This is a genomic window from Hymenobacter sp. CRA2, assembly GCF_002007105.1.
Taxonomy (GTDB): Bacteria; Bacteroidota; Bacteroidia; order Cytophagales; family Hymenobacteraceae; genus Solirubrum.
The window spans coordinates 91,849-108,214 of the sequence record NZ_MVBC01000009.1 but is presented as its reverse complement, the minus strand read 5'-3'; the positions used below and the strand labels follow the sequence as shown (position 1 = coordinate 108,214).

The following is a 16,366-nucleotide window of genomic DNA, read 5'->3' as shown; positions in this document are numbered from 1 at the left end:
TCTTCGTACAGAGTACGCTCAACGGAAATTTATACTCCGCTGGCTGCCGCATGTACATCCGACAAAACCTCCGCTGGAGCATCATTTGGCGCAGCGCCTGGCGCAGCGTCCTCATCCTGACTATTTACAACCTGGTAGTGTGCTGGTTCTACGTCAGCGGCTTCCGGCATCTGGCCATTCCTTGGCAGCCCGTGGCCACGCTGGGTACGGCCGTTGCGTTTTACATCGGGTTCAAGAACAACGGCTCCTACGACCGGTTCTGGGAGGGCCGCCAGATCTGGGGCGGCATCGTCAATACCAGCCGCACCTGGGCCATTCAGGCGCTGGAGTTCATTACCTCCCGCGTCGACGCGCCCGAGCTGACCGAGTTGCGGCTCCCGGCCACCGCCGTCGAGCTGACGGAGCGGCATCGTCGGCTGATCTACCGGCACATTGCCTGGTGCAACGCCCTACGCCTGCAGCTGCGCCAGCAGCGCGATACACTCTGGGACGGCGAGGTAGCTCCATTCCTGTCGCCCGACGAGTCGGAGTTTATGCGCCAGCGGGCCAACCCGCCGGTGCACCTGTTGCGCAAGCAGGCCGCCGAGCTGCGCAGCCTGCGCGAGGAGCGGGGCCTGCTCAACGACTTTCAGCACGTAAACATGATGCGCACGCTCGAAAAGCTGTTTGACCTGCAGGGCGGCTGCGAGCGAATCAAAAACACACCTTTTCCGCGGCAGTATGCTTTCTATAGCTTCCTGTTCGTGAGCGTGTTTTCCCTGATGCTGCCCCTGGGCCTGCTGCACGAGTTCGATGACCTGGGCCCGGGTCTGGTGTGGCTTACCGTGCCTGCTTCCATTCTAGTAGCTTGGGTGTTCCAGACCATCGAAGTGGTGGGGCACACCAGCGAAAATCCCTTCGAAAACCAGATGAACGACGTGCCGATGCAGGCGCTGTGCCGCACCATTGAAATTGATCTGCGCGAAATGCTTGGCGAAACCGCCCTGCCGCCCAAAATCGAGCCCGTAGGCGACGTGCTGCTGTAGTAGAGTGCCAGGAAGATTACATATAGCCGTTAAGACTGTTTAAATCAAAGCGGTGCGTATTTGCCGTATTGTTACTTCGGTCGATACGTAATTGGCGGAATTTCAATAGTCTAGTTTATATGTAACCTCAAACGGATACGTATATTAGCTTAACCGAACCAAGACTGCATTGGATAAAATCCGGTGCGTTGGATTGGCTGAAGAATCGTCAACCTGTTTTCCCGAAGGTTCTTTTTTCCGCTCCGCGTCGCAGCCACCTCCACCCTTTAGTGCTGCTGGTTACCCCCAACACACCTATTGTTTCTTAAACCCATGGAGGTTTATCGCGAAATCTTACCGGAAAGCTACTTGTTGATCCTGGCCGACGACATACCGCCGTCCCTTGACCACGAGGAAGCGTTGGATCGGGCTCTGCGCCGCGCGGCGCGCAGCGGAAAATCCAGCGTATGGGTGGATTGCAGCCACCTGCACCACCTGCCCCCCGATGCGGCCGAACTGCTGCTCTACTACTACCGCAAGCTTACGCGGCACGGCATGAGCCTAGTGCTGTGCCACCTCAACGAAACGGTGCAGGCCGAGCTGGAACGCCTGACGACGGCCCGCCTGCCGGTGGTGTCCACGCTGCTGGACGCCGAGCGGTACTGCCACCTGCCTGCCAACCGGCGCGCCTCCTGACACCGCCCGCCTGATACCTGCGCCCAACAGCCTTGCCCCGCACTACCGAACCTGTGGTAGTGCGGGGCAAGGCTGTGCCTTATAGCACCGAAAGTGGCCCGTCGGGTTCTGAAGCCTTGGCTTGGAAGCTGTTCAAAATCCTGACCATTTATAGGGTTATTGGTCAGGAGCAAGCATTACATATTAACCTGATCTTTAAAAATTGCTAAACGGATGTATAGCTACCCGACTATTTAATAATATTGTTAGCGGTATTCTCGGCTATTGGCTTAGCACGGATACGCTTGACTTGTTTTTAGTTCTTTACGCTACTTTCTGATGCCCTTTTCTACTCTCGGGAGCCAGCCCCGCGCGGACGTGTTCGGCCGGCGGGGTGCCGGCTCACGTGCGCTGGCTGTTTCGCTTATCTGCGGACTTACCGCATTGGCAGCCGGTCCGGCGCGGGCCCAGGCGCCGGTACTCACCAGCCGCAATCCTGCTCGCAATGCAACCAGTGCGGCGCGCACCGGTCCGGTTACGGCCAGCTTTACGCAGGCCATTACTGCTGCTTCCGGTTCGGCCATGCGCGTGTACGGCAACCAGTTGCGCGGGCTGCGTCCCGGCAGCTACGCGGCCGGCAGCACCCTGCTGAGCTTTACGCCCACGCAGAGCTTTGCGCCGGGTGAGCTGATCAGCGTCACGCTGCCCAACGCCCTGCAGGGTGCCGGTGGCGGCATCAGCAAGCAGGTGTATCAGTTTACGGCCGCGGCGGGTGGCAGCGGCCGCGGTTTCTTCGCCGATACCACCAGTGTGCCCCTGGTGGGCACCAGCGGCATGGCCGTAGGGGACGTGGATAACGACGGCGACCTGGACCTGGTGTCCGCCAGCGACTTCTTTTCGGCCGGGGTCCGCTTCAACAACGGCAGCGGTGCCTTTCCGACGGTGCGCACCGTGCTGGCTGGCGGTGAGCCCTCGGGCCTGACGCTGGGCGACGTGGATAACGACGGCGACCTGGACTTGGTAGTGACCGACGCGCCGAACAACGGCGGCACCGGCTACGCCAACGTGTGCTACAACGACGGCGCCGGCAACTTCGCGGGCTTTATCAGCGGGGCGCAGCTGGTGCCGGTGGGCACGAACCCCGTCGGGGTGGCCCTGGGCGACATCGACGCCGACGGCGACCTAGACATCGTGACGGCTAATCAAGGCTCCAATTCGGCCAGCATCCGGCTCAACAACGGCACTGGCGTATTCGGCGGCACCGGGAGCGTGGCGGTGGGCACGGCTCCGCGCAAGCTGCTGCTAGCCGACGTGAACAACGACGGCTCGCTGGACCTGCTCACGCTCACCGGCAACACGGTGAGCCTGCGCCTGAACAACGGCAGCGGCAGCTTCTCGAACGCCGGCAGCGTAAGCGTGGGTAATACGCCCGAGGACCTGGCCGTAGCCGATATCGATGGCGACGGTGACTTGGATCTGGCAACGGCCAATGCGGGCGGCAGTACGCTGAGCCTGCGCCTGAACAACGGCACTGGCACGTTTTCGGGCACTACCGAGCTGACCGTGGGCACCGGCCCCGGGGCCGTGGCTTTCGGGGATATGGATGCCGACGGCGACCTGGACCTGCTCGCCACTATCTTGAACGGCACCACCGTGCTGCTGCAAAACAACGGTCGGGGCACCTTTGCCAGCGTCGCGGGCGCGCTGACCGCCGCCGGGCCTTTTGGGCTGGCCCTGGCCGACGTGGACAACGACGGCGACCTGGACGTGGTGGCCGCCAGCGGCAACGGCACGGCCAGCATTGCCCTCAACCAAGCCAGCGTGCCCCTGGCCATTACCGGCCTGTCGCCGGCCAGCGGTTTGATTGGTACCTCGGTAACCGTGACGGGAACCAACCTGGTGGGTACCACCAGCGTGTCGTTTAACGGCACGCCCGCCCCGAGTTTCGTGCTCAACTCGCCGCGCCAGCTCACCGTGACGGTGCCGCCGGGCACCACCACGGGCCCGGTCACGGTAACTACGCCCTTGGGAACGGCTACATCAGTCACCAGCTTTACCGTGCTGATACCCATTGCCATTAGCGGCGTGCAGCCGGCGCGCAATACCGCCGCGGTGTCACGCACCGGCAGCGTGACGGTGAATTTCTCCGAGCCCATAGCCGGCACCACGGCCGATCAGCTGCGCGTGTACGGCAACCGCCTGCAGGGCCTGCGGGCGGGTACTCGCACGGGCGGCGGCACGTCCTCGCTGTCCTTCACCCCCACGCTGCCTTACGCACCCGGCGAAGCCGTAAGCGTAAGCATCACCTCGGGGCTACGGGGGCCGGGCGGCAACCCCGTCCTGCCGCCGCAGCTGCTGCAGTTTACGGCCGCTGTGGGCGGCACGGGGCAGGGCAATTTCAGCTCAGGCGCGTCCGTACCCGTGGGCTACGACTCTCGCTCGGTGGCCGCGGGCGACGTCAACGGCGACGGCAGCGTGGATTTGGTAACGGCCGATTACGCCTCACAGGCCGTCAGCATTCGGCTCAACAATGGCAGCGGCTCCTTCAGCGGCAGTGCCGCGGTGGCCTTGGGCACTGCCCCGCAGTACGTGGCCTTAGGCGACGTGGACGGCGACAGTGACCTGGACCTGGTGGCCAGCAGCCCCAACGGCACCATAAGCATCCGGCTGAACAACGGCAGCGGCACGTTCTCCGGTACGGCATCCGTGGCCGGCAGCGGCCGTTTTGGCGCGCCGGTGCTGGCCGATATCGACGCCGACGGCGACCTGGATTTGCTGGCCGTCGACCAATACTACGGCGGGGTGGCCGTGTACTTCAACAGCCTCGGCAGCTTCTCGGCAGCCAGTACCGGTCTGCTTACCGTGGGCGCCGGCATAGCGGACCTGGCCTTAGGCGACGTGGACAACGACGGCGACCTGGACCTGGCCGTGGCCGGCGGCACGGGTACCAATGCCGTATACCTGCGCTACAACGACGGCCGCGGCGCATTTTCGGGCGCCAGCAGTATTGCTACGGCCGGGCAGCAGCCCACCAAAGTGCGCTTGGCCGACCTGGACGGCGACGGCGACCTGGACCTGCTGACGGCCGATGCGGCCAGCAACGCCTTATCCGTACTGCTAAACAGCGGCAACGGCAGCGCGTTTGCCGCGCCGGTAACCCTGGCAGTGGGGGCTCAGCCCCGCAGCCTGCAAGTCGGCGACCTGGATGCCGACGGCGACCCGGATGTGGTGGTAGTCAGTTCGGCCACGCCCGCCACCGCCAGCCTGCTGTTCAACGCTGGCAACGGCAGCTTCGAGCCTGCAGCTACCGTGCGGCTGAGCGCCGTAGCCGAAGACCTGGCCCTGGCCGACGTCAGCGGCGACGGCGACCTGGACCTGCTGACGGCCAACGGCACGAGCAACACCGTGAGCGTTTTCGAAAACGCCTCCTTTGCACCCGCCATCAGCGCCTTTACGCCCAGCAGCGGCCCCGCCGGCACGGGAGTGCTGCTGACAGGATTCAACTTACAGCACGTGGCCAGCGTCCGCTTCAACGGCGCGCCGGCTACGGAATTCGTTGCCACCTCCCCGACGCAGCTGGCCGTGACCGTGCCGGCCGGCGCCAGCACGGGCCCCATCAGCCTGACTTCCCGCTACGGCACCAGCACTTCCGCCACCAGCTTCACGGTGCTGCCCGCCGTGGCCATCGTCACGCTGGCTCCGGGGCGCAACAGCCTGACGGCACCCGTCGGCGGCGCCGTAACCGCGACTTTCACCCAACCGATTACCGCCGCTACGGCATCCGGGCTGGTGGCATTTGGTAGTCAGCACGGCCGCTTGGCAGGGGGCTACAGCGGTGGAGGCACCACGGCGGTGAGCTTCGCCCCGACGCGTCCATTTGCTCCCGGCGAGCGGGTCAGTGTGACGGTGCCGGGCACCCTGCGCAGCGCTACCGGCGCCGTGGCGAAGCAGGTGTACCAGTTTGCGGCGGCGGTTACGGGCCCCGGCCGTGGCGTGTACACCAGCCTGGGCCAGGCGCAGGTGCAGGCCGGTCCGAGGAGCATTGCCACCGGCGACCTAGACGGTGACGGCGACTTGGATATGGCCGTGGTGAATGCCAACAGCCATTCAGTAAGCATTCGATTCAATGACGGTACGGGCGTTTTCGCCGGCATTGTCAACCTGACCACCTTGCTCAACCCGGCCGCCGTCGTGCTGGCCGATATGGACGCCGACGGTGACCTTGATTTGCTGGTGGCGCACTACGGTAGTGGCTCCATTGCTACCAACTCGTTGCTGCTAAGCCGTAATAACGGGCGCGGTGTATTTGGCGCTCCGGTGGTTACCGCCCTGAGCAGCAACCCGCGCGACCTGGCCGTGGGCGACATGGACGCGGATGGCGACCTGGACGTGGTAACAGCCAACTACGACAGCAACCAAGCTACCGTGTGCTTCAACGACGGCAGCGGCACGCTGACGCCCGCGGCCCTGATAGCCGTGGGCAGCCAACCGACCGCCGTGGAGCTGGGCGACGTAGACAACGACGGCGACCTGGACTTGCTGAGTGCCAATGCCGGCAGCAACAACGTGAGCGTGCGGCTGAACATCGGCTCGGGCTACTTCCTCGCCGGGCCCGACGTGCCCGTGGGCGCCACGCCCGCCGATCTGGCCGTGGCCGACGTAAACGGCGACGGCAGCGTGGACATCGTAACGGCTAACGCCGGCAACACCGCCAGCGTGAGCCTCAACGGCGGCAGCGGCGCGTTTGGGCCCGCTGGCACCGTGCCGCTCGCGGGGCCGGCCAAAGTGCTGGTCGTGGCTGACATCGACAGCGACGGCGACCTGGACCTGCTGGTCAGCCACTCCGGTACCGACAACGTAAGCCTGCGCTTCAACAACGGCAGCGGCGCGTTTGGCGGTACGGCCGCCCTGCCGACCGGCCTCGGCACCGAAGCCCTGGCCGCCGCCGACCTGGACGGTGATGCTGACCTGGACCTGCTGACTTCGGCCCGCGACACCAACAGCGTGCGCGGCGACGTGATAAGCCTGTGGCTGAATCAGCGCATTGCGCCGCCTACTATTACGGCCCTGGCTCCGGCCAGCGGCTTGGTGGGGTCGGCTGTACTTATCAAGGGTTCGGATTTGATTGGCGCCACCGCGGTCAGCTTCAACGGCGTACCGGCCACCAGCTTTGAAGTCAATTCGGCTACGCAGGTGACGGCCGTGGTACCGGCAGGTGCCAGCACGGGCGTCGTCACGCTGACCAATGCGGCTGGTATGGCCTCATCGCCCGCGCCGTTCACGGTGCTGGTGCCGGTGGCCGTTACGGCCCTTTCGCCGGCGCGCAATGCCACGGCGGCGCCGGGCACGGGCCCGGTAACGGCCACCTTTGCCCAACCCATCACGGCGGCTTCGGCGGCGGGCATGAGCATATTCAGCAGCCAGCGCGTGGGGTACCGCAGCGCGGCGCCCAGCGGTGGCTCCACCACTTTGTCGGTAACGCCTACGCCGGGCTTTGCGCCCGACGAGCAGGTGAGCGTGACGCTGCCGGCCAGCCTGCACAGCAGCACGGGCGGCGTAGCCAAGCAGGTGTACCAGTTCAAGGCCGCCGCCGCCGGCACCGGCCGTGGCTACTACACGCGCGCCACCACCTTGCCGCTGTACAGCTTCGTTTACATCGTGCGCTTGGCCGACGTGGACGCCGACGGCGACCTGGACATGCTGGTGGGCCACAACGAAATGAACCGGGTGGAGATTCTGCGCAACGACGGCCACGGTGCGTTTACGCCCTCCGACACAGTGCGCGTCAGCAGCCTGCAGGACTTCTCCAATGCGCTGTCCAACAACCACACCGCACTGACGGTAGCCGATATCGACCACGACGGCGACCTGGACCTGCTGGCCAGCTTCTCGGTTAACAGCAGCGTAGCCATCCGGCGCAACGACGGGCGCGGGCACTTCACCGGCCGCGACAGCCTGATTGTGGCGGATTTCCCCATGAACATTACTACCGGCGACGTGGACGCCGACGGCGACCTGGACCTGGTAACTGCCAACGGCGCCATCATCCGTGGGGGCAGCAACAGCTCGACTTACCTCAACGACGGCCTCGGGCACTTCAGCCCGCACCGCACAGCCCCGCTCGCCGTCAGCAGTAACCCCCGCTCGATGTCGGAAGCGCAGCTAGCCGATATCGACAACGACGGCGACCTGGACCTGATCCTCATCGATACGACCCGCCCGGCCGTGTGGACCTTCCGCAACGATGGGCAGGCCAACTTCAGCAACCCGGCCAGCCTGCCCACCGGCTATAGTCCCTACCACGTGGCCCTGGGCGACATCGACGCCGACGGCGACGTGGACATGGTGGTGACCAACGGGCACTTTAACACCACGGATCCGGGTACCATCAGCATCCGGGTCAACGACGGGCAGGGCAACTACTCTGTCGCTACCGATCTGCCGGTGGCGGGCTACCCGTACAGCTCTTCGCTGAGCGATATCGACGCCGACGGCGACCTGGACCTGCTGGTGGTGGATAGTGCCAACAACGCCGTGGAGGTGCACTTCAACGACGGCCGCGGCACGTTTACCCCGGCGCCCCTGCGCTTTGCCATTGGCCGCGGCTCGATAGACATGGCCACCGGCGACCTGGACGGCGACGGCGACGTGGACTTCGTAACGGCCGACCGCGGTGCCAACAGCGTTGGCATCGTCTTCAACGAAGCAGCGCCGGTGCCGGCCGTGACCAGCTTCACGCCGGCGCTGGGGCCGGTGGGCACGAGCGTGGTCATCACGGGCCGGAACTTCACCGGCGCCACGCAGGTGAAGTTCAACAACACCGCGGCGGCCAGCTTCACGGTGAATTCTGCCACGCAAATCACCGCTACGGTGCCGGCCGGCGCTACCACTGGCCCCATCAGCGTAGTCCTGCCCACGGGCAGCGCCGCTTCGGCGGCCAGCTTCACCGTGACGCAGCCCACGGCCATTACCAGCGTCACGCCCGCGGCCAACGCCAACAGTGTGGCGCGCAACAGCGCCGTGACCATCGTCTTCGCGCAGGCCATCGAGCCCGCCACCGCCAACCGGGTACGCATGTTCAGCGCGCAGGTGCGGGGGGCGCGGCCTTACCTGGCCACCATCAACAACCGCACGCTGTCGTTGCCGCCGGCCCAGCCCTTCGTGGCCGGCGAGCAAATCAGCGTGGTGGTGCCCGCCACGGTGCAAACTACCAGCGGCAACGCCGTCGGCAAGCGGGTGTACCAGTTTACAGCCGCTACCGGCGGCACGGGGCAGGGCGAGTTTGCGGCGGGCGGCAGCTGGACCGGCGGTCCGAGTGCGCAGAGCGTGCAGCTCGGTGACCTTGATAACGATGGGGACCTGGATATGCTGGCCGGGCGCTACGGGGCCGTCGACGTGTGGCTGAACAACGGCCGCGGGCAGTTCACGGCGGCTGCGCCCATTATGCAGATGAACAGCCAGTCCACGGCCGTGGCCCTGGGCGACATCGACGCCGACGGCGACCTGGACGTGCTGACCGTCGACGCCGGCGGAACCTACGTCATTAGCTACCTGAACTATGGGTCTGCGGCCTTTAGCCAAGGCTACTTCTGGTACATCGGCAGCGGTGCCAACGCCTTGACATTAGGCGACGTGGATGCCGACGGCGACCTGGACTGGGTGGCCAGCAATTTTACTACCGGCCGCCTTACCGTGCAGCTCAACGACGGTCTGGGTAGTTTCTCCAACGGCTCGACGGTGACCGTGGGCAGCGCGCCCAGCGCGGTAGTGCTGGGCGACGTGGATGCCGACGGCGACCTGGACCTGGTAGCCGCCAACCGCAACAGCAACAGCGTCAGCGTTCGGCTCAACGACGGCGCCGGCGCGTTCAGCGGCACCACCGAGCTGAGCGTGGGCGGCTCCGCCACCAGCGTAGCCTTGGCCGACGTCAACGGCGACCGAAACCTCGATCTGGCCGTCAGCTACACGGCCGGTGGGGTAGGAGCCCTGGCAACGTACCTCAACAACGGCAGCGGCGTCTTCGCCACTGCCCGCACGGTGGCGGTCGGTGCCGGAGCGGGCCATATCCGCCTGGCCGACGTGGACGCCGATGGTGACCTGGATGCTCTCACCCTGAACGGCACCGGCAATTCCCTCAGCGTACGTCTGAACGACGGCCTCGGCAGCTTCAGCGGCAGCACCGATGCGCCCACCAGCACCGGCCCCGGCGCCCTGGCCCTGGGCGACGTCGACGGCGACAACGACCTCGACCTGATGGTGGCCCACCCGGGCAGCGCGGCCGGCAGCGAAATCAAGCTGCTACTGAACCAGCCGCGCACGGTTTCAGCCGCCGCTTCGGGGCAGGCCCTGCAGGCCGCCACGGTGCACCCGAATCCGGCTCGCCAGCAGTTTGTGGTAACCTTGCCGGCCGTGGCCGGGGCCCGCGAAGCACGCCTGACGCTCTACAACGCACTGGGGCAGGCGGTGCGCACGCAAGTGGCGCCGCTACCGACTACCGCGGCCACGGCGGTGCCCGTGGCCGCGTCGCAGCTACCGCCCGGCGTGTACACGGTGCGCATCGAGGTGGCCGGGGCGCCGCCGCTCACCCGGCAGGTGATACTGCAATAACCCTCAGGCGAAGCCCGGCCCCTCGGCCGGGCTTCGCTGTTTTTTAAGCTCGTCGGCTGGGGCTGTCGTTTGCCGATGTAAGCCGTTCAAGCCGCGTTGCTTAGGCGGCTCACCGAGGCGGCACGGGCCGGGTTATTTCGCCTCTGGCATACGGTTTTCGAGGCCGGATGCTTACGTTGGCGCGCCGGTGTCGTTTAAGGTTGGGCTTCGGTCCCGACCGACCCGCTTCTTCTTTGCCTTGGTATGCGCCGACACGAACGGACCCTTCAATACTTTTTCTTCGGGCAGGACTTCGCCGACGGGCTGCGCGTCACGCTCGGCATTCTGCTGCCCACGCTCATTCTGGCCCAGTTCAACCAAGCCGAAATCGGCCTGAACGTCTCGCTCGGGGCCGTGTGCGCCAGTCTCACCGACATTCCCGGCCCGGTGGTGCACAAGCGCAACGGTTTGACGCTATGCGTGGCCCTGATTTTTCTGGTAGCCCTGCTCACCGGCGTGGCGCGCCTGCACGTGTGGGTGCTCGGGGCCGAAATCCTGCTGCTCTGTTTCGGCCTGACCATGCTGCTGGTGTACGGCACCCGCGCCGGGGCCATCGGTTCGGCGGGGCTGCTGATGATGATTATGACCATGGACCGGGAGCTTAGCTTGGTGCAGCTGGCCGAGTACGCGGGCCTGGTGCTGGCGGGCGGGGTGTGGTACACGCTCATCTGCCTGTTTTCGTCCCGCATCCGGCCCTACCGCCCCGCCCAGCGGGCCTTAGGGGAGTGCATTCACGCCATTGCCGAGTACCTGCGCCTGAAAGCTGAGTTCTACGACCCCGAAACCAGCCTGGAGAAAGATTACCGGCAACTGGTGAAGCAGCAGGTGGTGGTGAGCGAAAAGCAGGATGCCACCCGCGAGCTGATGTTTAAGTCGCGGCTGATCGTGCGCGAAACCACCGGCACCGGGCGCCGCCTGATTCTCACCTTCGTCGAGTCGGTGGACTTGTTTGAGCAGATTACGGCCGCCTACTACGACTACGCGGCCCTGCGCCAGCGCTTCAACCACACCGGTGTGCTCAGCGACGTGGCCCGGCTCATCCGGGTGATGGCCGTGGAGCTGGACCACCTCGGCCTTGCCATTCAGGCCAACCGGCCCCACGGCCCGCTGCGCGACCGGCTGCCCGAGCTGGAACAGCTCAAGACCCGCATCGACCGCATCGGTGAGGAGGAGCCCGGCTCCAACCTGGTGCTGCGTAAAATTCTGGTGCAGCTGCGCAACCTGAACCTGCGCCTCACCGACATGAGCCGCTACTCCGACCCCACGTACCGCGTGCCCGACAGCAATGCCCAGACCGAAGCCGACTACAGCCGCTTCGTGTCGCACCAGTCGCTGAGCCCGGAGCTGCTGCTCGACAACCTTACGTTTTCTTCGGCCACGTTTCGCCACGCCATCCGGGTGAGCGTGGCGGCCATCATCGGCTTTGTGGTGTCGCGCCTGTGGGTGACGGGCTACCACAGCTACTGGATTGTAATGACCACGGTGTACATGCTCAAGCCAGGCTTCAGTCTTACCAAGGAACGCAACATTCAGCGCGTGGTGGGCACGCTCATCGGCGGGGCCATCGGGGTGGCCATTCTGTACCTGATTCCGAACGAAAAGGTGCAGTTCGGCTTTCTGTTGCTCTTCATGATCATTGCCTACAGTTTCCAGCGACTCAGCTACGTGGTGATGGTCACCTTTCTGACGCCCTTCCTGCTGATCATGTTCCACTTCCTGGGCGTGCGCTACGTGAGCGTGATTGAGGAGCGGCTGCTCGATACGGTTATCGGCTGCGCCATTGCCCTCACCGTCGGCTACCTGCTGTTTCCGCGCTGGGAATCGGAGCAGCTGAGCACTTACATGCGCGACGTGCTGCGCGCCAACCGCCAGTACCTGTACCGCCTGGCCGAGTCCTTGGCGGGCCGCAACGTCAATACCACCGAGTACAAGCTGGCGCGGAAGGAAGTGTACATCAGCTCGGCCAACCTGGCCGCCGCGTTTCAGCGGATGCTTTCCGAGCCCAAAAGCAAGCAGCGCCACGAGGTGGAGGTGCACCAGTTCGTGGTACTGAACCTCATCCTCTCGTCGAACATTGCTACGGTCGCCTCGGCGGCCCGCACCGGTGGCTTGCCCGACCGCCCCGCCGAAAGCCTGAAACCGGTGCGCCAGTCGCTCATGCTGCTCGCCGAAAGCCTGGGCAAGCTCAGCCCCGAGGAGGTGCCCGAACTGCCCCCGCTGCCAACGACGGCCGCGCCAATCCCGGCCGAGCGCACAGCCCCCGCTGGCGAGGAGCGCCTGCTGCTGGAGCAGCTGGAGTTTCTACAGAAGATCAGCAACGACATCCGCAAAGTGACGGAAGTAGTTGCGGCGTAGCTCCGGCCGTCAGGCGCATGGAAACTACTGCTGAACGCAGAATACTGAGGTCCGAGCTGCGCCAAGTACCCGCAGCCGAAGCCCTGGCCATGGTTCTGCTAGGCCGCCAAAGGCTCCTTCAGTGTAGGACCTGTTGTATGCAACGACGCCGCGCAGGATGGCCCTGCGCGGCGTTGCGAGTTTGGCAGAAACAACCCGCGCAGTTAGTTGCGGAAGGCGTACTGGTAGCTGTAGAACACCGGTTTGCTGCTGCTGGAGTTGGTGGTTTCGCCGACCAGCAGGCCCTGCGGCGAGTACGAGTAGGTGATATAGGTGGTGCGGGCCGGAATCTGCACCGACGATATCGTTTCCGTCCGGCCGATGAGCTGCTGCAGGTTATTGTAGGTGTAGAGCACTACGGTATTGAGCGTCTGCGGCATGCTGGCGTTCAGCTGGGGCATCAACAGCCGGGTATTTATTTCTTCCCGCACGAGCAGCATGCGCTGGTCATACAGCCAGCGGTGCAGCACCTCGCGGCCACGGCCGCTGCGGAGCAGGCGCCGGGCCACGCCGTACTGCGGGGCCTGCTCAGCGGCTTTATCGGCTTCGCCCAAGCCTTTCCGAATGCGCCCAAGGGCCAGCTCGCCTACTTCCATCGGGCGGCCCTGGCGCTGCAGCAGGTACGTCACACTGATCAGCCGCAGCTGGCCGTTGTCGGGACCCTCGTAGCGGAAATACAGCGTGGTATCCGGGTGAGGGGCGAACGTTTCCTGCTGCCGGGCAATGGGGCGCATACCGGGTACTGCGCTCGGGTATTTCCGATTGCTGAGGCGCACTGAATCGCCCGCCGGGCCGTCCTGGGTGCGCAGGGCCTGCGCCAGGGTCGAGGCTGGCATATCCTCGCGGTTGTTGGGGCGGGCCGGCAGCACAATGGGGTTCGGTTCGCCCGGCGAGTAGTAAATCTTCTGCCGCTCGTTGGGCATGAAGGTCTTGAAGCGCCGGCCGGTGCGCGGCTGCTCATCCTCGGCGCTTCCCATCACGTTGCCGGCGGCATCCACCTCGTACTGGTTGACGATGTCCTTTACCTTCCCCTGCTCATCCAGCTGTACCTTCGTCACGGCTTTTACGCGGTGCAGGGCCAGCAGGCGGCGCGCCGTGCTGTCGGGCTGAAACCCCACGGGCCTGGCGGGCTTGGCATAGGCTATGGGCGTACCCGAAACCGAAGCCGCCTCCGGGGTCCAGTTGCTGCGCAACGGCGGCATCCGGCCTTGAAACTGGGCTTGCGCAGCACTGGGCAACGCCAGCAACAAGCCGCTGAGCGGCAGCAGGGAGAGGAGAAGTACACGCACGGCGAATGGGGTAAATAATGGAAACTGAATGTAAACAAAAACGGCCACGTTTTGGCTCCTTGTCAAGCAGTATCAAACGCTTTTTGAGTCCTGGCGAAGCAGGTAACTCAAGAGTTGCTGACCGGGTTTTGTACACAAAAACAGCGCCAGCCTCCTAAAAAACTGGCTCCACCGCGTGCAGCGGCAGAGCCAGTGTTAAGGTAGACCCGGAGGAAGTGAAGGCACTTATTTAGTGGCCTGCCCGTCGGGCTTGAGCGTACGGCCCAGCCAGTCAAAGAACACGCGGTTCCAGAGCACCGAGTTCTGCGGCTTCTGAATCCAGTGGCCTTCGTTGGGGAAATACAGGAAGCGGCTGGGAATGCCCCGCAGCTGTGCCGAACCGAACGCCTCCATGCCCTGGCCCTCCGGCACGCGGAAGTCCTTGCCGCCGTGAATCACCAGAATAGGCGTATCCCATTGCCCCACGAACTTCTGCGGGTTGAACTCCTGGTAGCTCTTGCTCAGCTGCGCGTCCCAGGGCGTGCCCTTCATTTCGTAGTTGGCGAAGAACATTTCCTCCGTCGTCGGGTACCAGCTCGTCAGGTCGAACAGGCCGGCGTGGGCAATGAAGGTCTTGAAGCGCCCCTGGTGGTGGCCCGCCAGATAGTACACCGAAAAGCCGCCGTAGGAAGCGCCGATGCAGCCGCGGCGGCTCTTGTCCACGTAGGGCTCCTCCGAAATCTTGTCAATGGCGGAGAGGTAGTCGCGGATGGGCTGCCCGCCCCAGTCGCCGCTGATCTGGTCGTTCCACTCCCGGCCGAAACCGGGTAGGCCGCGCCGGTTCGGGGCCACCACGATGTAGCCCCGCGCGGCCATCAGCGGGAAGTTCCAGCGGTAGCTGAAGGCCTGCGAAATGGGACTCTGCGGGCCGCCCTGACAATAGAGCAGTGTCGGGTACTTCTTGCTCGGGTCGAAGTCGGGCGGGTAGATGACATACACCTGCATCTGCTTGCCGTCGGTGGTCGTCACGCGGCGGTTTTCTACCTTGCCCACTTTCACCGCCCCCATCAGGTCCTGGTTGAGCTGGGTCAGCGCCGTTTCCTGCCCGTTTTTCAGGTTCACGCGCACCACTTCGGCCGGGCTCTGCATGGTGGTACGGTTGCAGATGGCCACATCCGGGCCGGCCAACTCGAAGGAGTTGTAGTTCTGCAGGCCCTTGGTCAGCTGCTTGATCTTGCCGCCCTTGCTTGACACCGCAAACAGCTGCTCGGTGCCTTCCACCACGGCCGCGAAATAGATGGTCTTGCCATCGGCGGACCAGCGCACGTTTGCGGCGCTCAGCTCCGAGCCCTTGGTCACGTCCTCGTGCTTGCCGGTCTTCAGGTCGTACACGATGATGGCGTTGCGGTCCGCCTCGAAGCCCGGCGTGGCCATGCTCAGCCAGGCTACGCGGCCGCCGTCGGGCGAAAACACCGGCTCAATGTCGTAGCCCTCCATGCCCTGCGAGAGGTTCTGCGTCTTCCCGTCGCGCACCGAAAACAGGTAGATGTCGGAGTTGGTACTCGCGGCTTCGGCCTTGCCCGTGAGCTTGCGCGAGGTGTACGCCAGGGTATAGCCGTCGGGCGAAAACGCCAGCTGCTCGGAGCCCGCCAGCGGCCGCACCGGCGCGTCGAATACCTCGCCGGCTTGCACGTCCTTGCCGTAGCCGGTCAGGCGGCCGTCGTCGCCCACGGGCTGGAAAAACACGTGCGAGGCTTTGTCGTCCTCCCACTGCGTCCAGTGGCGGTAGAATAAGTCGTCGTAGAGCTTGGCGTCGGCCTTGGGCAGGTCGGGGTACAGGTCCTGAATGCCCTTGCGCACCTTCACGTCCTGGGTGTAAAGCACGAATTTGCCCGTAGGCGCGTACTTCAGGTTCGACAGGCTTTCGCCCGTGAATTCGCTGATTTTCTGCCGGCCCGAGCCGTCGGCGTTCATCACGTACAGCTGCGCGCCCTGGCCTTCATCGGCCAGAAAGGTGAGCTTGCCGTCGGGGCGCCAGTTCAAGGTGTTTTCGCTGTAGGGCGTGCTGGTGAGCTGCTTCACCGCGCCGCCGCTCACGGGCACGGTGTACACGTCGGCGCTGCCGCCGTTGGCCGCCAGGTCGTAGCGTGTCACGGTGAAGGCCACCGTCTTGCGGTCCGGCGACACCTGCATTTCGCCCAGGCGGCCCAGCTTCCAGAGCAGTTCCGGCGTGAGGGTTTGCTGCGCCGTGGCAGAGAACGAAGCACCAGCCAGCGCGGCCAGTAGCAGCCGTTTTTTCATGAGAAAGGGGAGAATGGGAGTGAGAGCGGCAAGGTAGCGAGGCCGCCCGGAAAGGGCCGTTGCCGCCGCAACGGCCCC

General features: G+C 64.8%; 7 protein-coding genes. 5 read left to right on the top strand and 2 right to left on the bottom strand.

All coding sequences use genetic code 11. From position 1 onward, the window contains the following. Window positions 1-50: 50 nt before the first annotated feature. From B0919_RS15110 to B0919_RS15095, 5 genes are all read left to right on the top strand, one after another. On the top strand, window positions 51-1,025 hold the full coding sequence (locus tag B0919_RS15110) for a bestrophin family protein (RefSeq protein ID WP_078013120.1): 975 nt from the start codon (window positions 51-53) through the stop codon (window positions 1,023-1,025). Window positions 1,026-1,337: 312 nt separating this feature from the next. Next, a complete protein-coding gene (locus B0919_RS15105) occupies window positions 1,338-1,700 on the top strand; it encodes an STAS domain-containing protein (RefSeq protein ID WP_078013119.1) in 363 nt (120 codons plus the stop codon). Window positions 1,701-1,732: 32 nt separating this feature from the next. After that, window positions 1,733-1,909: a hypothetical protein gene (locus B0919_RS25310; protein WP_176133063.1), complete on the top strand. Its 177-nt coding sequence runs from the start codon at window positions 1,733-1,735 to the stop codon at window positions 1,907-1,909. 109 nt (window positions 1,910-2,018) lie between these two features. Then, the gene (locus tag B0919_RS15100; RefSeq protein ID WP_078013118.1) at window positions 2,019-10,286 is read left to right on the top strand and encodes an FG-GAP-like repeat-containing protein; all 8,268 of its coding nucleotides are present in this window, start codon (window positions 2,019-2,021) and stop codon (window positions 10,284-10,286) included. A gap of 243 nt (window positions 10,287-10,529) precedes the next feature. Further along, window positions 10,530-12,680, top strand: coding sequence for an FUSC family membrane protein (locus tag B0919_RS15095; protein ID WP_078013117.1), 2,151 nt, complete (start codon window positions 10,530-10,532; stop codon window positions 12,678-12,680). 203 nt (window positions 12,681-12,883) lie between these two features. Here B0919_RS15095 and B0919_RS15090 read toward each other — a convergent pair whose 3' ends face one another. Together B0919_RS15090 and B0919_RS15085 are read right to left on the bottom strand one after the other, a co-directional pair. Beyond that, window positions 12,884-14,008 (bottom strand): hypothetical protein, encoded by a 1,125-nt coding sequence (locus tag B0919_RS15090; RefSeq protein WP_078013116.1) that lies wholly within the window; start codon window positions 14,006-14,008, stop codon window positions 12,884-12,886. A 225-nt stretch (window positions 14,009-14,233) separates the two neighbouring features. Next, window positions 14,234-16,288: a prolyl oligopeptidase family serine peptidase gene (locus tag B0919_RS15085; RefSeq protein WP_078013115.1), complete on the bottom strand. Its 2,055-nt coding sequence runs from the start codon at window positions 16,286-16,288 to the stop codon at window positions 14,234-14,236. Between the last annotated feature and the right edge of the window lie 78 nt (window positions 16,289-16,366).